The organism is Methylomicrobium agile (assembly GCF_000733855.1).
In the GTDB taxonomy this organism is placed as follows: domain Bacteria; phylum Pseudomonadota; class Gammaproteobacteria; order Methylococcales; family Methylomonadaceae; genus Methylomicrobium; species Methylomicrobium agile.
Genome location: NZ_JPOJ01000001.1, coordinates 2,847,764 through 2,867,703, shown reverse-complemented (window position 1 = coordinate 2,867,703; position 19,940 = coordinate 2,847,764). Strand labels below are relative to the sequence as shown.

General features: G+C 57.3%; 19 protein-coding genes. All 19 read left to right on the top strand.

What is annotated here, in order from left to right; translation table 11 throughout:
- Window positions 1-87: 87 nt before the first annotated feature.
- Entirely contained in the window at window positions 88-1,818 is a 1,731-nt protein-coding gene (locus tag CC94_RS0113620) for a hypothetical protein (RefSeq protein ID WP_031431278.1), read from the top strand.
- Window positions 1,819-2,030: 212 nt separating this feature from the next.
- Window positions 2,031-2,825, top strand: coding sequence for a UDP-2,3-diacylglucosamine diphosphatase (locus tag CC94_RS0113615; RefSeq protein WP_031431276.1), 795 nt, complete (start codon window positions 2,031-2,033; stop codon window positions 2,823-2,825).
- A gap of 14 nt (window positions 2,826-2,839) precedes the next feature.
- The gene (gene lplT, locus CC94_RS0113610; protein ID WP_005370634.1) at window positions 2,840-4,150 is read left to right on the top strand and encodes a lysophospholipid transporter LplT; all 1,311 of its coding nucleotides are present in this window, start codon (window positions 2,840-2,842) and stop codon (window positions 4,148-4,150) included.
- A 525-nt stretch (window positions 4,151-4,675) separates the two neighbouring features.
- Window positions 4,676-6,472, top strand: coding sequence for a patatin-like phospholipase family protein (locus CC94_RS0113600; protein ID WP_051911500.1), 1,797 nt, complete (start codon window positions 4,676-4,678; stop codon window positions 6,470-6,472).
- Between the two features lie 189 nt (window positions 6,473-6,661).
- Window positions 6,662-7,144 (top strand): transposase, encoded by a 483-nt coding sequence (locus CC94_RS24775; RefSeq protein ID WP_031431272.1) that lies wholly within the window; start codon window positions 6,662-6,664, stop codon window positions 7,142-7,144.
- A 594-nt stretch (window positions 7,145-7,738) separates the two neighbouring features.
- Window positions 7,739-8,505 (top strand): IS5 family transposase gene (locus CC94_RS25525; RefSeq protein ID WP_157203341.1). Its coding sequence is split into 2 segments (ribosomal slippage): window positions 7,739-8,114 and window positions 8,114-8,505, totalling 768 coding nucleotides; the frame shifts between segments, so codons are not numbered across the junction.
- A 438-nt stretch (window positions 8,506-8,943) separates the two neighbouring features.
- A complete protein-coding gene (locus tag CC94_RS24770) occupies window positions 8,944-9,258 on the top strand; it encodes a hypothetical protein (protein ID WP_245619755.1) in 315 nt (104 codons plus the stop codon).
- Between the two features lie 18 nt (window positions 9,259-9,276).
- Window positions 9,277-9,999: a transposase gene (locus tag CC94_RS21600; protein WP_245619754.1), complete on the top strand. Its 723-nt coding sequence runs from the start codon at window positions 9,277-9,279 to the stop codon at window positions 9,997-9,999.
- A 468-nt stretch (window positions 10,000-10,467) separates the two neighbouring features.
- Window positions 10,468-10,671, top strand: a complete 204-nt coding sequence (locus CC94_RS0113575; RefSeq protein ID WP_215731680.1) for a Flp family type IVb pilin — start codon at window positions 10,468-10,470, stop codon at window positions 10,669-10,671.
- A 39-nt stretch (window positions 10,672-10,710) separates the two neighbouring features.
- Window positions 10,711-11,256, top strand: coding sequence for a prepilin peptidase (locus CC94_RS0113570; RefSeq protein ID WP_031431270.1), 546 nt, complete (start codon window positions 10,711-10,713; stop codon window positions 11,254-11,256).
- Entirely contained in the window at window positions 11,249-11,788 is a 540-nt protein-coding gene (locus CC94_RS0113565) for a TadE/TadG family type IV pilus assembly protein (RefSeq protein ID WP_245619752.1), read from the top strand. Before CC94_RS0113570 ends, CC94_RS0113565 begins: the two co-directional genes overlap by 8 nt.
- Window positions 11,789-11,924: 136 nt before the next feature.
- Window positions 11,925-12,902 carry a Flp pilus assembly protein CpaB gene (gene cpaB, locus CC94_RS0113560; RefSeq protein ID WP_342666518.1) on the top strand — a complete coding sequence of 326 codons (978 nt, stop codon included), beginning with the start codon at window positions 11,925-11,927 and terminating at the stop codon, window positions 12,900-12,902.
- A 19-nt stretch (window positions 12,903-12,921) separates the two neighbouring features.
- Window positions 12,922-14,310, top strand: coding sequence for a type II and III secretion system protein family protein (locus tag CC94_RS0113555; protein WP_245619751.1), 1,389 nt, complete (start codon window positions 12,922-12,924; stop codon window positions 14,308-14,310).
- Between the two features lie 4 nt (window positions 14,311-14,314).
- The gene (locus CC94_RS0113550) at window positions 14,315-15,544 is read left to right on the top strand and encodes a CpaE/TadZ family protein (protein ID WP_031431264.1); all 1,230 of its coding nucleotides are present in this window, start codon (window positions 14,315-14,317) and stop codon (window positions 15,542-15,544) included.
- Window positions 15,544-16,833: a TadA family conjugal transfer-associated ATPase gene (locus CC94_RS0113545; RefSeq protein WP_031431263.1), complete on the top strand. Its 1,290-nt coding sequence runs from the start codon at window positions 15,544-15,546 to the stop codon at window positions 16,831-16,833. Before CC94_RS0113550 ends, CC94_RS0113545 begins: the two co-directional genes overlap by 1 nt.
- The gene (locus CC94_RS0113540; protein WP_031431261.1) at window positions 16,826-17,731 is read left to right on the top strand and encodes a type II secretion system F family protein; all 906 of its coding nucleotides are present in this window, start codon (window positions 16,826-16,828) and stop codon (window positions 17,729-17,731) included. The genes CC94_RS0113545 and CC94_RS0113540 overlap by 8 nt, the downstream gene beginning before the upstream one ends.
- An 11-nt stretch (window positions 17,732-17,742) precedes the next feature.
- Entirely contained in the window at window positions 17,743-18,675 is a 933-nt protein-coding gene (locus CC94_RS0113535; RefSeq protein WP_031431260.1) for a type II secretion system F family protein, read from the top strand.
- Window positions 18,662-19,405, top strand: coding sequence for a tetratricopeptide repeat protein (locus CC94_RS21595; RefSeq protein WP_157203438.1), 744 nt, complete (start codon window positions 18,662-18,664; stop codon window positions 19,403-19,405). The genes CC94_RS0113535 and CC94_RS21595 overlap by 14 nt, the downstream gene beginning before the upstream one ends.
- A gap of 247 nt (window positions 19,406-19,652) precedes the next feature.
- Entirely contained in the window at window positions 19,653-19,931 is a 279-nt protein-coding gene (locus CC94_RS0113525; protein ID WP_031431257.1) for a DUF3613 domain-containing protein, read from the top strand.
- Window positions 19,932-19,940: the final 9 nt, after the last annotated feature.

The window sequence follows — 19,940 nt, the reverse complement described above, 5'->3', positions numbered from 1 at the left end:
CTGATGACGGAACGGCCGCTTTCATCATTTCGTAACAGTCGCGGACTAGAATGCCGACAAAAATAGCAAGAAGAGTACCAGCGCTGCATGAAATTCAAGCGGGTTTATCTACAGGCGGCCTTCCTGGCGGCGGCCGGCCTCGCCCTGTCGAATGACCGAATGCCGGGCTTCGCCATCGCGCACGATCCCGGACAGATTTCCCTGACCCCTGTGTTCGCTACTTCTCCCCTCCCCTCCGCCGCGCTCGGGCAAACGCTGATCGCGTCACCGTTGTTGAGCCGGATCGAAGGCAAGCCCCGGCTGGTCGCCGCCGCCTCCAATGGCCTGATTTCACTGCTGGATGCGGAAACCGGCGCGCCGGCGTGGCAAATCGACGCGCCAGCTCCCGACGGACAACAGGTCGAGCTGGTTGCGACGCCGGTGCTGGTGGGCGAAAAGCTGGTGATCGTTTACCAATGCCTGGACCGGGGCGTCCGCGTCAGTCACCGCATGGCGGTGATCGATCTGGCGCTACGGCAACTGGACGCGGCGTTTCCGGTCCTGGAGTTCGGCGCCGAGAAACCGGCCGCGGACGGCCGCTCGACCGTCCGATTCAACCCGCCGACCGCCTATTCGCACGCGGCCTTGAAACACGCGCCGAAAAAAGACGGCGGGCTCGGCGTGGCGTACGCGTCTTTCGGCAACGCCGGCGACACCCAGCCTTTTCACGGCTGGCTGTTCGAAGTCGATCTGGACCTCTGGCGGCGGCAAGGCCCGGAGCGGGCGATTACCGCCGCGCTGCTGACCACGCCGGAAGCCGAATGCCCGGTCACGGTGGAATCCGGCACCCGGGAAATGATCTGCGGCGGCGGCATCTGGACCCCGCCCGGCCCCCAGCTCTACCCGTCCGGAGACAACTACGAACTGTTCGTGCCGACCGGCAACGGTCAGGTGGATCTGTCCCGGCGCGATTACGCCAATACGCTGATACGCCTGAAACCCGGACTCGCCTTCGATCCCGGCTGCGATGTCCAATTATGCACGGATTTCGATCCCCAAAACCCGGACAATGCCTGCATGGCATCCTGCAAAAATCTGTTCATTCCCCGACTGGCCGCGCACAATCCGCCATTGCAGCCCGCAAGCGGCGACTGCGACGGCAAAAGCTACGCGGACTGCCTGGCCTGGATGGATTACGACCTCGGCGCGAACGCGCCGGTCAAAGTCGCTTTGCAGGACGGACGCTCGGTGCTGGTGCAGCCTGGCAAGGACGGCGGGGTTTCCCTATTGGATGCGGAGCATCTCGGCACGCAGTACGACCGGCTGCAGATCGCCGACGTCTGCGGCACCGCCGCCGACCCCTGCAAGATTCCCTGGATGGGCATGATCGTGACGCAGCCGGTCGTCAGCTATGCGGCGGATGTCCCGGTGGTGGTCGTTCCGACCTTCGTGCCGGATAAAACGCATCCGGCCGGCTTGGTCGCGCTGAAGATCGTGAGCGAAAACGGCACGCCGAAGTTCGCGCGTTTCTGGCAATTTCCCGCGCCCGAAAGCCCCGAAGCGAAGCAGCGCTTCCGAGCCCACCCCTCATTGCCGGTGATTTCGAAGCTTCCGCAAAGCGGGGAGGAAATCGTGTGGATCATCGATATCGGCCAGCACGGCACGCTTTACGGAATACGCATCCGGGACGGCAAGCGGCTGGCCGAGGTTTCGCTCCGGGGAACGGGGCGACCGCTCTCCGCGCCGGTCATTCATCAAAATTACCTTTATGCGGCCTCCAGCCTGCCGAATACACAACAGGCGCTCGTGGAAGGCTTCAGGATCGACGCGGAACCTTAGCGTGCAAATCCCATCGCGCACCGGCATTCCCCTCGGCATTCAAGCCGAACGCAAACGGCGGACGCCGATGTCACGCAATTTTCATGCGCCGTTGTTAGCATCGCCGCCGCGCTTTCCTCCGAGAACAGCGCTTCTCCCGCAATACAAAAGGCTGCCGGCCTCCGGCGCTCGCGGCAGCGTCCCAAAGACTTGTAATAACCTCCGGTGAGATTATGGATAACCCTACCTACCGCACCATCTGGATTTCAGACCTTCACCTCGGTTCCGCGCAATGCCAGGCGGACGTGCTGCTCGATTTTTTGAAACAGACCGAGAGCGAAAAACTTTACCTGGTCGGCGACATCATCGATTTCTGGTCGCTGTCGAAAAAAATGTACTGGCCACGCGAGCACAATACGGTGATACAGAAACTGCTCCGCAAGGCCCGCCACGGCACCCAGATTATTTACGTGCCCGGTAACCATGACGAAAATGTGCGCGACTACCACAATTACGTGTTCGGGGATATCGTGGTCAAAAATACGGACGTGCATACCACCGTCCTGGGCAAGCAGTTTCTGGTGGTGCACGGCGACGAATACGACACGATCGCTCAATATCACCAGTGGATCGCCAGACTCGGCAGCGCCGGCTACGACTTTCTGTTATGGATCAACCGCATCTTGCGTCCGGTCAGGCGCTGGCTCGGCATCCAGTCGCATTTCTCGCTGGCCGCCTACGTGAAGTTCAAAGTCAAAAACATCGTGCAGTTCATTTCCGATTACGAAAAAAGCATCGTCAGCACGTTGCGCGACAAAGGGCTGGACGGCGTGATCTGCGGCCACATCCACCATGCCGAAATCAAGGAAATGGAAGGCTTCCTATACGTGAATACCGGGGATTTCGTCGAAAGCTGCACCGCGATCGTCGAGCATTTCGACGGCAGCCTGGAACTGATGCATTGGCTCAAACAGGATGAGCCGGCGCTTGCGGCGCAAATCGCTCTCGAAGCCCACGTTCATGATTGAAAAGGATCAACGCGATGCATAAACCCTCGAACCCTTTTGCCGCCGCCGATCCGGTTCCCGCCGATGCGCCCCTGCGCGCCGCATCTTCGACAGCCCGCGGTTTCCACACGATCCTGGCCGCGCAGTTCTTTTCCTCGCTCGGCGACAACGCGCTGCTGTTCGCGGCGATCGCGCTGCTCGAATCGATGCAGGCGCCCGCCTGGCAAATCCCGGTGCTGCAGCAGTTCTTCGTGTTCGCGTTCATTCTGCTGGCCCCGTTTGTGGGCGCCTACGCGGATGCGCTGCCGAAAGGCCAGGTGATGTTCATCAGCAACAGCATCAAGACGGCCGGCTGCCTGGCGATGCTGTTCGGCCTGCATCCTTTGATCGCCTACGGCTTTGTCGGCCTCGGCGCGGCGCTGTATTCGCCGGCGAAATACGGGATTCTGACCGAATATCTGCCGGCCGAAAGGCTGGTCTGGGCGAACGGCTGGATGGAAGGGCTGACCGTCGCCGCGATCATTCTGGGCGCCATTTTCGGCGGTTTGCTGATCGGGCCGCGCACCGAAGACCTGATCGTGCAGCGGTTGAACGGGCTGGCTTTCAACGGCGGCATCGATACCGCGCCCGAATTCGCGATTCTGGCGGTCCTGGGCATTTACCTGGTCGCGGCCATACTGAATTGCTTCATCCCGAAACTGGCGATCGAGCACGCGTTGACGCATCGCGATCCGGTCTCGCTGGTCAGGGAGTTCCGGCAGAGTTTCCGGATGCTCTGGCAAGATCCGCTGGGCCAGGTTTCGCTGGCGGTCACCTCGCTGTTCTGGGGCGCCGGCACCAGCCTGCGCTTCATCATTCTGGCCTGGTCGGCCGCCGCCTTGAATTTCGACCGGGAACAGGCGACGCAGTTGACCGCAGTCGTCGCGCTCGGCCTGGCGGCCGGCTCGGTGATTGCCGCCAAATCGGTGCCGGTGATGCATGCGGTCAAGGTCCTGCCGCTCGGCATCGCGATGGGGCTGGTCGTGCTGGCGATGGCGTGGGTGAGCGACTGGCGCCTGGCCACGCTGCTGCTGCTTGCGATCGGCATCCTGGCCGGCAGTTTCCTGATTCCGATGAACGCCCTGCTCCAGCACCGCGGGCATTTGCTGATGGGGTCGGGCCATTCGGTCGCGGTGCAGAACTTCAACGAGAACCTGAGCATTCTGCTGATGCTCGGCGCTTATTCCCTGATGATCAAGGCCGGTTTTTCAATCCAGACCGTCGTGATCGCCTTCGGTTTGTTCATCGCGCTCAGCATGGCCGCGATCCATCGCCTTCACGGCCACGATCAGGATTCGAACCCGTAACATTCCGCCGGCTTTCGCCGCGACGGCGAAATCCGGCGTTCCGCGTAATTTCTTCCAGAGCTCCCGGCAGCAGCGCTTAAACCGCTCCCGGTCGCAATCGGTCAACCGGTAACGGTAACGCGGTTCAAGCGGCGCCGGTAGGGCCGTAGGATGTGGTGAGGAACGAACCGCATCGTTCGCGATTGATGCGGTTCCTATCGTCACCGCATCCTACGACCCTTGTTTTTAAAGGACCGCACATGTTGTTCGACATGCAGCAAGGCATGCAGGCGCCGGGCCCGATCGATCGGTTGGTCGTTGTCCATTGTGGATAGGGCCTCAGCCGGTGTTTAAGGATTTCGTCAAAAACAATCTCCCCCTTTGAAAGAGGGGAAAGCGAACGTTTATTTCAGCTTATCTTTAGCCTACCGATTTCGGGAAATTATTCGGAGCCAAATCCTAAATGGATTGATCCGAAAGCCAAAAACAAAGAGAATAACAATCGGCGCTAGCCAATTTCTTCAATCGATAGGAGGGCGGAATCTCATGGCAACAAACAAACTACAACAAAAACTCGGGTTGGCTCTTTCCGGCGGCGGTTTTCGGGCCTCGTACTTCCACATCGGCGTACTGGCGCAAATGGCCGAGCAGGGCCTGTTGCGCGATGTGGAAGTGATCTCCGCCGTTTCCGGCGGGTCGATCATTGCCGCGCTGTACTACCTCCATGCCAAAAAACTGCTGGAGTCCAAACCGGATGACGAAGTGAAGGACCAGAACTATGTCGACCTCGTCAAACGGATTGAAACCGATTTCAAAAAGGCGACGGACCGAAACATCCGCTTGCGCACCTTCGCCGATTTCCGCTCCAACCTCAAGATGGCCGCGGCCAATTATTCCCGCAGCGACCGCATCTCCGAACTCTATAACGCCTATCTCTACCGGAACGTACTGAACGACGTTTCCGACCCGGTGCGGATGCGGGAACTGAAGATTCATCCTCCGGGCGAGCCGGATGATTTTCATCCCAGGACCGGAAATGCCCGCCGAAAAGCCAAAGTGCCGATCCTGAACCTCAACGCGACAGTGTTGAACAACGGGCAGGATTGGCAATTCACCGCCCAAACCATGGGCGAACCGCTGGGAGATATAGACGTCGAACTGCCGGAAACGGTTACCCCCGCCGACATCTACCGTAGAGCGCCGTCTTACGCGGACATCGCTCCCCACCAGCAGAATTTCGAACTCGGCCATGCCGTAGGAGCGTCCGCCTGCGTTCCGGGCCTGTTTCCGCCGCTCGCGGTCAGCGGGCTTTACCGGGACGAAGACGATAACATCCGCATCCAGCTGGTCGACGGCGGGGTATACGACAACCAGGGCATCGAGGCGTTGTTGTGGACCGGCTGCACCCACTTCATCGTCAGCGACGCTTCCCTGCAATTGGCCGTCGAAGACGAACCGGATACGGATACGCTTCCGGTGCTGCTGCGCGCCTCGAACTGCGTGACGCCCGACCGGCTCCGGAGCGAAACCCTCGATAACCTGTTCGATACTTTCGGACGCGACAAAACCGCTTTCATGCATTTGCGCAAAGATCTGGGGATTCGCAAGATTCCCTGGATCGATCAGGACGGCAAGCCCGCCGAAGGCGGCGCTCCCTCCTTTCCGCCTGAAACCGGGGAATTCGGGATCGCTCCCGAAATACAGGAGCTCCTGGCCACCGTACGCACCGACCTGGATGCGTTCAGCGAAGTCGAAGCCTATTCGCTGATGCTGGACGGTTACCGGATGAGCGCCCCGGAACTCGATGCCTTCAGGGACAATAACGGGTTCGGGACGGCACAAGCCCAACCCCTTGCCTCGTGGAGCTTTCTGGCCATCGCGCCGAAGATCGACGCGCCGAGCCCCGATCTTCTCAAACAGTTGAAGGTATCCGGGCTGCGCTTCGGGAAAGCGATGATGCTGATTCCTGCGCTCTCGGCCCTGATCACCGCGCTGATGCTGCTTCTGCTGGTATTGCTCTGGCCTCTCCTGAAGCAGGCGTTCGAATTCGAAATTCCGCTCGGCGTGATCGCGGTTCTGGTGGCGGTCGTGGCGGCATATCAACACTTAATGAAATGGGAGCGGATGTTCGCCTTCGTGAAGCCGTTGCGGCTGTCCATCGATGCGATCAAACGCATCGTCTTGAATGTGGTCCCGGCGCTGCTTCTGATGCCGGTCATTTGGATTTATCTCAGGCTGATCAATCCGCTTTACCTGTGGCGGGGCAGAGTCGACAACCTCGACCTGAGTGCGGCGGAACGATGGAAACACTTCTTGAAATGGCTAAGGTCAAACGCAGCCTGAAGAGGCTTGCTGTTGATGAGGGGGAAACGCGCCCGTCAGACCTTGCCCCGGCAGTTCGAGGACAATATGCGGGAGCGCACCGACTCCCGCAAGACGGATAGTTAATCTTTACAAATAAGGCCGCGTGGGATTTCCCGGAGCCCGTTCAGGAATCCCGCCCGAAGTATTCTCCCGTCGGAGGTAGTCATTATGAAAGCAGCCCAAATACACGGCCCGAAAAATATTTCGTACGATACCGTTCCCGATCCAGCGATTCGCGACGACAGGGATATGATTCTAAAAGTTACCGCCACGGCCATCTGCGGCTCCGATCTGCATATGTATTCCGGCGGAATCCCGCAAGTGCGCCCGATGGTGATGAGCCACGAATTCATGGGTATCGTGGAAGAATGCACTGCCGTTCCTGGGATACGTGGCTTCGATGCCGGGAAAGGGGTTAAGGGCCGCAAACGCCATCTTCTGGTGGATATCCTGGGTTGGCTCATGGCCGTCGTCGTGACCGCCGCCAGTGTACAAGACCGGGACGGCGCGCGCCGGTCGGTAGTCGAGCGTACCTTCGGCTGGTTGAACCACTCGCGCCGCCTCAGCAAAAGTCATGAGCGTCTCACTCGCACGGACGAAACCTGGATTTATATCGCCATGACCCGTCTGATGTTGAATCGCCTGGTTTGAAGCGGGAATTTCCAAACAGCTTCTAAGTTTGATCCAAAAAGAACAAATGCGCGGATACACTCAAACTTTTAAGTATTCAAACCATCACAACCACCGCTAATACTTTAAGACTACAATAACTAAAATGGATTAAGTCAGGACATTAAAAAGAGAATTATTTTTATTTAGCTTACAGATCTTTTCACCCTACCACCTCAAATACTTACCAAAAAAGATCAGCAAGCCCAATCTTCTGGCCAAAAAAAGATGCGGCGTGCCTAATTATTTATCTTTCCGGTTTCGGTTGCCTGAAGGCGGCTCAAGAAGAAGCTTATATGCGATAGGACAAAACAGTTCATGATAAGCTCTAACATGATGAACATGGCTGAAAGGAAAGCTTGCGCATTGTACCCAGACCAGCTTAAGCATTTATTAAAATAAATCCGATCTAACAAAAAAATTAGTCGCTTTTAGGCAGGCTGTTGATTTTATCTCTCCCACAATCCGCATTGATCCGTTGCAGCAGAAGCGAGAGTGGTTAGATAGTGTCGTCACAAGATAAGTCTTTGTCAGGTATAATACGGAGATTGTCGTTGCTGATGAGATTAAAGAGCCATGTCCCAACCTGCCCACCGCCGCCATGACATTTCCGATACGGTTTGGAGCTTACTGGAACCCCATCTGCCCGGCCGTGCCGGGGCCTGGGGCGGAAAAGCGCGAGACAACCGCTTGTTTATCAATGCGGTCTTCTGGATTTTGCGTACCGGTGCGCCATGGCGCGACCTGCCACCTGACTATGGCGATTGGAAGAACACCCATCGCCGGTTTTGCCGTTGGCGAGATCACGGCGTCTGGGAAGCCCTGTTGGAACAGTTGGTCACCGAACCCGACTATGAATGGTTGATGATTGATGCCAGCCACATCAAAGTCCATCCGCATGCGACCGGCGCGCAAGGCGGCAATCAGGGCATGGCGGTCACAAAAGGGGGCTCAACAGTAAGATACATCTGGCCGTGGATGCGCATGGTATGCCGGTCAGAATCCTTATTACAGCAGGTACCACAGCAGATTGTTCGCAGGCTTCAGCCTTGATCGAAGGCGTGGATGCTCAGTACTTATTGGCGGACAAAGGCTACGATAGCGATGCTATCGTAGCCCAAGCCGAAGCAAATCAGATGACGGTGGTCATTCCGCCACGCCGCAATCGAAAACAACCCCGCGACTACGATCGCGACCTGTACAAACTGCGGCATTTAGTAGAAAACGCGTTCTTGCACCTCAAGCGCTGGCGAGGTATTGCCACACGCTATGCCAAGAACACCGCATCGTTCCTGGCCGCTGTGCAGATCCGGTGCATCGCCCTGTGGACAGCTATCTTATGACGACACTATCTAATAAGTTATTATTTTTAATGTTAAAAAGTTCCATCTCAAATATATTGCATTGATCCCATGCGCGGTGCCGCCGGTTTGAAACATTCGGGGCACACTGGCAAGCCTGCCTTTGGGGACATCTCCGAACGTGACGGACGGGATAAACTTCCGTCCGGCGTTTGATACAACCGCTCTTCACCTTGGCCGCCTACAACTTGACCCGGATGGGCGCAAGCTTTGGCTTTCTCTTAATTTAAATTTAAGACTTTCTCTATATACTGGCTCCATATTCTTAATTTAAACTTAATTTTTATAGCCTATATGTACGATATGGAATTTGCAGATATCGCATAATGTACTTAAATGTTTACAGTATCCCTTGTCATCTCATCACCTATCAGTTTCAGATAAACTATCCCCCTCTGCAACTTTTGATTCAAGGTAAGCTTGGGAACTGTAAGAAAACTGGCGAATGAAGTGGAGCACGGGCTTGCGGGGGCACTTCCGAGGCTGCGCAAGACGGTGGTAGGGAAATTGGCGCTGGCCGTGGGTGCGATGATCGAAGGCCAGACGCCGAACACCGTGGAACTGGCCAATCTGCTGCCTTTGGAGACCGAGCGGCAGGACATGCGCGAACAATGGCTGAGGCGCTTGCTGAAGAATCCCTTGCTGCTCGCCCCGAGGGTGATGGAGCCGTTCACACGGGAGGCGCTGGCTAAGGCCGCGCGGAACGGCCAGACCGTGCTGCTGGCTATGGACTAGACTGACTTGGGCGACCGGATGGCGTTGCTGGTGGTGGCCCTGAGGGTCGGCGACCGGGCGCTGCCCTTAGTTTGGCGGGCGGAGGCGGGGCCGGCCAACATCGGCTTCGAGAGTCAGCAAAGGCTGCTGGAGCAGGTGCGGGCCTGGCTGCCTGCGGGGGCGCAGGTGCTGCTCTCGGCGGACCGGTTCTACCCCTCAGCCGCTCTGTTCGGCTGGGTCCAGACCCACGGTTGGGGTTACCGGCTGCGGCTGAAAGGCAACGTGCTGGCGGACACCGGACATGGCGACGAGACCATCACCGGTCAGTTGGCACAAGGCGTGGCGGAACGTTATCTGTCGGGGGTGAGGCTGTTCACACAGGGGCTCATGACGAACCTGGGCATCCTCCACGAAGCCGGGCATCCAGACCCTTGGATCATCGCGATGGACTGCCCTCCGTCGCGGGCGTCGGTGCTGGACTATGCCGCGCGCTGGGCCATCGAGCCGATGTTCTCCGACTTCAAGGGCCGGGGCTTCGACCTGGGGAGCTCACAGCTTTGGCACGCGGACCGCCTGGAGCGACTGGTCCTGATCATGGCGCTGGCGATGTACTGGTGCGTCCGCGTCGGCCAGGACGACGCCCTGGCGCGTCCGACGCCGCTCGAAAAAAAACCGGGGAACAAAATGACCCCGACCATTGGAGCTTCAGGAAACTCCGCCGCAGCCTGGTCTCCTGGTTCATCCGCGGTCTGCGCCGACTGAAGCGCTGCCTGCAAAACGGCATCCCTTTGCCCGCCTTTTATGGAACGGGGTAAAGTGATAGGTGATGAGCCCTTGTCATTTAATTGCAATAATCCAGAGAATGCCGCAGAATGAAGCCGTTCGGTGTTTCTTAGTAAGTGTTGGACAATTAATAATTCCGGGCATCGCCCCCACGAGGGCTCAACACTGCTATATTTAAATTAAGGAAAATGGACTCCAAAGCTGGCTTTGGAAAAATCGCCAAATCAACCAAAGCACGCTTTAAACTCCACGCGAGACCGGCTCGATGCGCTTAACTTAATGACAATGACGAAGGCTCAATCGGTCAGTATGTTTTTTTAATTCTTAAGATTCAGCCCGAATAAGTGGGTCGCATTTTTTAGGCAATGACACACTGAAGTACGATGTTACCTAAAAAATGAAATTCCATACGGTCATGAGACCGTTTACGTCAAAGGAGAAAGTAAAATGAAAGCATGCAAAATGAAAAAATGGTTGTCCGCGTTTATGAAAGAGGAGGAAGGCGCGAGCGGTATTGAATATGCGCTAATTGCCGCGATGGTCGCACTTATCCTGGTCGCTTTCATTGAGCCTATTAGTGGGGCAGTAGGGCGTATTTTTACTTCAATTCAAACTGCGTTGGAAACAGCAGCCCCAGCATCAAGCGGCTAGCAGACTCAATTTAGCCCCGTAGATAAAAAATCACACGAAATGGATATTCTAGCGACCGTACCCGTTCAGTATTGGATTATAGGAGGCTGGGCTGTCGCCTGCGGTGGTTATGACCTGGTGGTTCGTCGCATGCCCAATGTCCTGACGTTGGGCGCTCACGGTGGGGCGCTGGCGATGCTTGCAACTACCGGCCAGGGCTGGCTGGGAGCTTCTCCAACCTCGTGCTTCACCGCCTGGGCATTGGCGCTGGTTTTAACGGTGCCGGCCTGGGCGTTGAAACGGCTGGGGGCGGGGGATGCCAAATTGCTGGCCGCCATGGGGCTTACGGGCGGCATGGAGGTCATGCTGGTTGCGTATGCCATCGCCGGGCTTCTCGTGGGCGGCACGGCGGTCATCTGGGTGCTGGCTTATCGATGGCTGCCGCTGTTGACGCCGCAACTGGCGAGCATCGGGATCGATGCGCCGGCGATACCTGAACCGAAAGGCAGAATGTTGCCTTTCGGGCTAGGGCTCGCCATCGGCTTGATCGTTGCGCTGGCCCTGCTGGTTGCCGGGGTACCGGTGTTGCCGATCCGCTTTGATTGACAAAAGTCTGTCTGTTATTCTTAAAGAGCGGAGCGTTATGAAGCCAAGACCTCGTCAGCCCGGCCCCCGTCGCCGCTTATCGCGCGGCTGGCGCGGACAGCGCGGGGCGGCGGCCATAGAGGCCGCGCTTCTGTTCGTCATCTTTTTCACCTTGTTTTACGCCATTGTCAGTTATTCGATGCCGCTTATGATGATGCAGGCGTTTCACCATGCGGCGGCAGCGGGGGCGAGAGCCGCCGTGGCGGTTGATCCTTCCGCGGAAGGTTATGAAACCGTAGTGGAAAACAGGGTGCGTGACATCGTGGGCGAATCATTGAGCTGGCTTCCCTCGGCCGCCCATAATGCCGTGCTCGGAGAGGGGAATGAAAAGGTGCGGGTGGATTTCGACCACGACAACCGCATGCTGACGGTGACCGTCCAGTTTCCTGACTATACGGCAAATCCGCTGATACCGATATTGAGTTTGCCCGGCATAGGCGATGTTCCCAAACTGCCCGAAGATCTCACCGCAAGTGCTACCGTACAATTCTAGGAACGATCGTGCCGGCTAAGTTCCGTTTTGTCAAAGACAGCCTATATCTCCAGATACGCCGCGGGTTGGGCGAAAAAGCCCTGTATCAATATTCGAAACATCAATACTTACAATAAATTACTCAAGGACAAAGGGGATGATGAGCAGTTCAGTCTTGCGCGTATTCGCGGTGATACTCGCTGTAGGGGCCATCGCTATCGGTTATTTCGGTTACAAGCTAAGCGGACAGCCGCCCAAGCCGGAACCGGCGTCCGTCGAGAGGATAGCGCCGGAAGGAGAGTCCGCAATGTTTGCCGCACACGATATCCAGGCAGGACAGGTCATCACAAAGGATGATCTGACAACCGCGCTCGTTCCCGCCCGTCCGGTGCGGTCCTACGCCACCGGCGATTCTCTCATCGGCCGCAAAGCCGGAACGGACATTGCCAAGGGGGAAATGGTGCTGTCCAGTCATTTTCCATCCCATAGCCAATTGGCGTTAAGCCTTTATCCCGGCGAGCGGGCAGTCGCGGTTAAAGTCGACGAGGTCATCGGCACCGGAGGCTTCATCGAGCCTGGCGATCAGGTGGATGTGCTGCTCTATCTGCACGCCGATCAGGAAATAGGCCAGGACAGTTCGGCCCAGGTGGTTTTGTCGCAAGTGCGGGTACTGGCCTTCGGCAATAGGCTGGATACGCCAAATGAACAGGCCGCCGCCGGCGAAGGGCCATCGGGCCTGCTGGAAAAAGCCAAAACCGGCGAAAAAGCGGATAAACTCAAAAAAGAAGAGCCTGACGGAAAAAAAAGTAAAACCGCCGTGCTAGCCATTGCCGAAGCCGATGCCCCGACACTCCTGCTGGCGGAGTCCAGCGGCAGAATCAGACTCGCCCTTCATGGCGCCGAGCCCGTGGAAAACGTCATGAGAACGGCCGAGGCAGGTCTTGAGCCGGCGGCTCTTTTTCCTTCAGCGAAAGGAAAAAACAAAAAGGATAAGCATTATACTGTGTTAAGAGAGTTGATCGCCAAAAGGGCGGGCACGCATGAAGCAGAGGCCGGAAGCGGCAGAGCCGCGAAGGGAGCCCAGGTCTTCGTGCACCGCGGGGGATCGACGGAAATTCTGACACTGGGGCATTAACATGCGCCGTCAACTTACAATGACAACGATCAGCTTGGCGATCAGCAACATGAATTATTTCAAAGCGCTTATTCTCTGGACTCTGCTTGCAGTCGCCTTTTCCGCGCATGGAAGATATGACGATACCATCAGCATCGAGATGGGCAAACAATTCAGCTACCGTTATGGCAATAGCATCAAACGCGTCGCCCTCGGCGATCCTGAAATCGCCGATGTCTCGGTGATCGACGCGCGGCAGCTATTGATCACGCCCAAAAAGCCCGGTTCCACCAGCCTGATGCTATGGCAGGGTTCCGGCATCGGCGAGCCCGATTTTTACGCCGAACTGCTGGTCACGGCTTCGAAAGACCTGAAACGGCACGCTGTCGAAAGCCTTGGCAAGGCCGCTTTACAGGTTTCGGAGGCCGGCGACAAACTCGAACTTTCAGGCCAGAGCGCTTCGCTGGAAGTCCATGACCAGGCCCGCCAAGCCATGGACGAGCAAAACAAATCCACCGTGGTGGATACCAGCCAACTGGGATTCGACTCGCAGGTGCAGATCGACATCAAAATTGTCGAGATCAGCCGGTCACGATTGCAGAACGCCGGGCTATTCCTCGGCAAAAACACCGCCAACACGACAATGGCGCTTTCTACGCCTAATAATCTGACGGGTATCGAGTCCGCGGGGCAAGGCGCCTTTTCGTTGCTCAGCAGCGGCTTCTTCCCGCACGCCCAGGCTTTCAATTTCATCTACGGCAACGCCAGCGAAGGCATACTCGGCGTGATCTCCGTACTTGAGAACAACGGTTTCGCCTATACGCTGGCGGAACCCTCCCTGGTCGCCTTGAGCGGGCAAAGCGCCAATTTCCTGGCCGGCGGCGAGTTTCCGATTCCCGTGCCGCAAGGCGGCGCGTCAACTGGCGCCATTACCATCAGGTTCAAGGAGTTCGGCGTGCGCGTGTCGCTGACGCCGACCGTGCTGGACCAGCGCCGGATCGCCCTGAAAGTCGCTCCCGAAGTCAGCGAACTGGATTACAACGCCGGCATTGAGATCAGCAGCACCACCGTGCCGGCCTTGCGCGTCCGCCGCACCGATACCAGCATCGCCCTGGGCGACGGCGAGAGTTTCGTGATCAGCGGTCTGGTGAGCCAGAACACGCTGGCCAGCGTCGATAAGTTTCCGTGGCTCGGCGACATTCCGATTCTCGGCGCCTTCTTCCGGTCCACGCATTTCGACCGCGGGGACAGGGAGCTGATCATGGTGGTGACGCCGCATCTGGTTCAGCCCCTGGCCAAGGACGCGCCATTGCCGCCGATGCCGGGCGAGCGTTTCCGGCAGTACGACCCGAACTTCTTCCATACCTTTTTTAAGGAAAAAGGCGATTTTCGGACCACTTCCCCTGTCCAATCGGGGTTTTCGAAATAACAGCATGAGCACTGCGCGCAAACACAGTTTTATTGCGGTCACGGGCAATCAAGAGCATATACGCTGGCTGAAGGGAGTATTCAAAGATACGGGGGAAGTGGTTGTCGCTGATTTGCCGTCGCTCGAGCGCGTGCGCCAGATACTCGACTTGACCGGCGCCCAGTTGGTGTTCGTGGCATTGACGCCGCAGACGCTACGTCAGGATACGGCCCTGATAGAAGGCCTGGTCGCCGTCAAGCCGCTGCTGTCCGTGATCGCCATGGCCGACCAGATCGACAATGAGATGCTGCTTTTGGCGATGCGGGCCGGCGCCCGCGATTTCGTTACCGCCGGCAGCCGGCACAATGAAGTCATCAATCTGGTTCAGCGCATGCAGAATCGCGCCCCGGCACCCAATACGGCCCCGGCGTCTGTCGGTCAAATCCTAACGCTGGTCAGCGCCCGGCCCGGTTCCGATGCCCCCATGCTGGCGCTCCATCTCGCGCTGGCGATGCAGGGCGATCGGAAGGAGCGCAATACGCTGCTGCTCGACCTGGGCAATCCTGTCGGCGACACCTTGATGTATCTCGGCCTCAATTCCCCTTACAGCTTCATCGACGCCGTGAGAAGCTTGCGCCGCCTGGACTCCATGCTCATAGACAGCGCCTTCGCCAAGCACGAAAGCGGGCTCAGCCTGTTGTCGCTGCCGGAAGAACAGGGAGCGATGAGCGAGATTACTTCCGCCGACATCTATGTGCTTCTGGGCATGTTGCGGCGTTATTTTTCACGGATCGTCATTAATTTGGGCGGCGTTCCGCAATCGGATTTCCTGTATCTGTTACTGAACAATTCCGACAATGCCCTGGTAGTTGTCGAACAGACCGTTCCCAGTTGCAAGCAAAACATGCAGTTCGTGCGCAAAATGATCGAACATAACATTGCGATGAAGAATGTAGGGTTGGTCATCGATCGTTATCTTCCGCAGTTTCCTCCCAACGCCGAAAGTCTTTCGCATGGTTTCGGCCTGGAGCTTCTGGCGACACTGCCGCCTTCCGGCATGGCCCGCTTAAACATGATGAATTCAGGGGAAAGCCTGTTTCAATGCGCTCCTCGCGCCCCTTATACGCTGGCGGTCCGGAAACTGGCCAAAAGAATCATGGACGGCGAAGCCTCGGGCGAGCAGGACTCCGGCACGAGCAAAAGCCTGCTCGAGACTATCGGCTCCTGGTTTGGCGGCAAAAAAGGGCTGATGTAATGGAGCTGAAATTTACTCAGTACGACTATAGCCTCAAGCATACAGAGAGCTACCAGGACCTCAAGTATCTGCTGCACCGCTATCTGATCGATCGTATCGATGAGGACAACATTCCTCTGAACGATTGGACGCCGGAACAAATTCAACGCTACGTCCATGACCATGTATCGCGCTACGTCGGCCAGCGGCAACTCGCGGTAACCAGCTTCGACCTCAACGAACTGGTCGAGGAGATGGTTAACGAACTGACGGGATACGGTCCGCTTCAGTCCCTGCTGGCCGATGACCTGGTCAGCGACATCATGGTGAACGGGGCCAGGCATATATTTCTGGAACGCAACGGGAAAGTGCAGCAGACCGATCTGAGGTTCATCGATGACGATCATGTATTGCGCGTGATTCGCCGGATTATCGCGCCTCTCGGCCGCCGGCTGGATGAATCCAGCCCCATGGTGGACGCGCGCCTGCCCGACGGCAGCCGGGTCAACGCCATCATTCCGCCGCTGGCCATCGACGGCCCCTGCCTATCGGTGCGCAAGTTCCGCAAGGACCCGTTGCGGGAATCGGACCTGCTGGTTTACGGCTCCGCCAACGAGGCCATGCTGGAGTTTTTTAGAAAAGCCGTGCTGAATCGTTGCAATATTCTGATCAGCGGGGGAACCGGGTCGGGCAAAACCACCCTGCTGAATATTCTGAGCCGTTTCATCGATAAGCGGGAACGGGTCGTGACCATAGAGGACGCGGCCGAACTCCAGTTGGGCCATAACCATGTGGTGCGCCTTGAAACACGCCCGCCCAATGTGGAAGGAAACGGAGAAGTCAGGGCGCGCGATCTGGTGCGCAATGCGTTGCGGATGCGGCCGGACCGCATCATTCTGGGCGAGGTTCGCGGCGAAGAGATCCTGGATGTATTGCAGGCGATGAATACCGGGCACGACGGCTCGATGAGCACGGTGCATGCCAACAGCGCCCGCGATGCCCTGGTCCGGATGGAGATGCTGTCGGCACTGGCAAACTTTCAGGGCGGAGTGGAGGTTCTCCGGCAAATGATCGGCAGCGCCATCGATATCATTGTTCAAATCACCCGGTTTTCCGACGGCACCCGCCGCATTGTTTCCGTTGTCGAGGTGGTCGGGCTTCGGGATGGCCAGTTCATGCTGAACGAATTATTCGGCTACGACAAAATCCATAAATGCTTTGTTTCCACCAAGACGCGCCCGTCCGGCCCTAAATTCGAAACCGACGGCGGTTCGTCATCGATGGGAGAGGGAGGGGGCGCATTTGGTTAGCCGGGTCATTTTAATCTATGCGATGGCTGTCGCGCTGTTGGCGGTGGCGTTGTTTGTTTACCTGCAAAGCCAGCGGGAAGCGTTCATCGAAAAAGTGGAGCGGCGCCTGGTTGAATCGTCCGGCTTCAAGATTCAAACGCCATTGCACCGGAAGCCGCATAAATTGACCCTGATCGAGCGCCTGTTCTCGCGGGCGGGCATCAACGCGAGCGGCCGGCAATTGTCCATGGGTTTTCTGTGCCTGATCCTGCTCGCCGTTTTCGGAGGGTTATGGAAAGGGGACCTCGCATTCGCGCTGATGATACCGGTTATCGGCGTTCTTGTCGTCTATCTGTGGCTTTTGCATAAGACCAAAGGCCGCATAGTCTTGATGATCGCCCAACTCCCTTTGTTTCTCGACCAGGTATTGCGTGGCCTCGGCACCGGCCGCAGCATGGAGGGCGCCTTGGCGCTGGCCGCCGAGGAAACTCCGGCTCCGCTCAAGGAAGTCATCGAGCGGGTGCTGCGCGCCAACGAATTGGGCGCCGATCTCGGAGTCACGATTCAGGAGACCGCCGATCTTTATCGGATCAACGAGTTATACCTGCTGGCGCTGGCGATTCGGATAAACCGCATCTACGGCAGCAGCGTCCGGGATTTGTTGCAGAATGTGGTGAAAATGATTTATGAACGCGAGGCGGCGCGCAGGGAATTGCGCGCAATGACCGGCGAAACCCGGGTCACGGCCTGGGTATTGGGATTGCTGCCCCCGTGCATGGCGGTTTATATCATGGCCATGAATCCCGGCTATCTGGAGACCATGTGGTACGATCCCTCGGGACAGGTCATGCTGATAGTCGCCGTGGCCTTGCAAATCGTCGGGGCTTTCACGCTCTGGCGCATGATCAAAAGCATTTAGGAGATATCGCGATGACGGTGTGGTTGTATTTGGCGATGGCGTTGCTTCTTGCCTTGGCGGGCGGCCTGCTGCTGTGGTCTTCGTTTCGTTCGGACGATACGGCCTATGCATCGCAGCGGCGGTTTGGCGATCTGCTTCAAACAGGCGTGGCTTCCGATGGCGTCGATGAAAGGTGGATGCTTTCGGCCATCGAGCGCATGAGCAGCGGCGATGTGGGAAAAGTACTGCCGGGCTCGGACCAGAAAGAGACGACACGGCTGTTGAAACAGGCAGGATGGTATGCCATCCCGAAACGGACAGTTTTTATGGCGATTTCGTGGTTGACCCCGCTGACCGCCATGGCGGGAGCGGGAACCTATGTCGTTACCGCCGGCGACCTGGCCGGCGCGCAAAAGCTGTCATTGATCTTCATCGCATTCATTCTGGGCTTTTTCTTGCCCCGCTATGTTTTGCGTTACCGGGCGAAAGCGCGCCGTAGCGCCTTGTCCCGGGAAATGCCCACTGCGATTTATTTACTGCGCATGCTGTTCGATGCGGGGCTTTCCACCGAGCATGCCTTGCGCGTGCTGCATGAGGAGGGGCGTGTGCTGATGCCGAATCTTTCCGAGGAAATCGCCGGAGTGTTGCAGCGAATCAATGCCGGGCACGACCGCGTCGATGCATTGCATGAAATGGCCGAGCCCCTGGACGTGGCCGAGTTGACCGATACCGTGGCCATTCTTAAACAGGTAACCCGATACGGAGGCAATATCCGCGATTCCTTGATGAAATTCGCGAAGTTGATGGAAGAACGCCAGCAATCCGCTTTGCGCGAATATGTCAATCAACTATCCGGCAAAATGTCGATAGTGATGATGATTTTTCTGTTTCCCGCCCTATTGATTTTTCTTGCGGGACCCGGGTTTCTTGCACTTGGGCGAGGATTGGCGAATGCCTATGGTTAAGTTCGCGATGAATGGCATTTTGCCGGTTTTGACCGGAGTCCTTTTGATGGGTTGCAGCCAATTGGCGGCGCGAATGGATTATAGCGCATCGGACGAAACCGATACGCGCCGCCAAAAAGATCCGGCATGCGAAACGGGTGCCGACCCCGATCAGAACGTCAAGCTGGACTTGATCCGGAAGCTCATGGACAGCGGCAAGCTGTACGCGGCGTTGGCCCATCTGGAGGAGACCCGCTCGACTTCGCCGCAATCCATTTATCTGCGCGCGGAAATATTGCGCCAGACGAATCGGGAGGAAAAGGCCGCCGAGTTGTACCGCAGTCTGCTCGACGGCTGCATGGCCGGTAAAGGCCATCACGGACTCGGGCTGATCGCCGGCAAGGAAAATAAAGCGTCCGAGGCGGTATATTACCTGCAAAAGGCCGAAGCCGAATTGCCGACCGACGCGCGCGTGCGCAATGATCTGGGTTATGCGCTAATGCTTGACGGGCAGCTCGATCCGGCGCGCGACGAGTTTTTGACGGCACTGGAGCTGAAAGGCAATGATCCCCTTGCCGCGGCCAACATGGTGCTGCTCCTGGCGATCATGGGAAAAGAGCAGGAAATGCAAGCTTTTGCCTCTTACATGAACATCGATCCGGAAACCGTGACGCAGCTTCGCAAGCAGGCCGAGAAGATTAAGGCATCGGCGGAAAATTCAGACAAGCAGTCAACGGCTGCGCCGCCCTAGAGCATTTTTGCTTTGGGCATATGGCCTTCGCAAGGAAAACGCGTCATTCAGGGATTGCCGGACGATTGCACCCGTAGGGTACGCTGTGCGTACCTTTCGACATTGAGGGTACGCACAGCGTACCCTACGGGGCTGGACTTAACGGCAGGGCACCCTTCAGAAGGCGAGGGCCTTCCTACACACGACATGAAAATGCTCTAGCCGACTCGCTCGAATTAACCCAATAACCCACCATGAGGAGCAAGTTATGTTTCATAAATCGATTGCCACGATTTTATCTCCGATCCTGCTGTTCGGCGCCCATATTGCGGCGGCGGACCCGCCGAAGCGTTCCGTCGGCGAGGAAACGCGGCGCTGGCTGGAATTGCAAAGCAGCGGCGCCGCCGCCTCGACAACACGCCAGACTGTTTCAGGGCCGGTTGCCGATGCGATATATCAGCGTTACGTCGAAAGCTTCAAACATCCGATTCCGGAATTCTACAAGAGCGATAAAGACGGCGGCAGCGGCGACGGCTCATCACGGTAACGGCGGGCA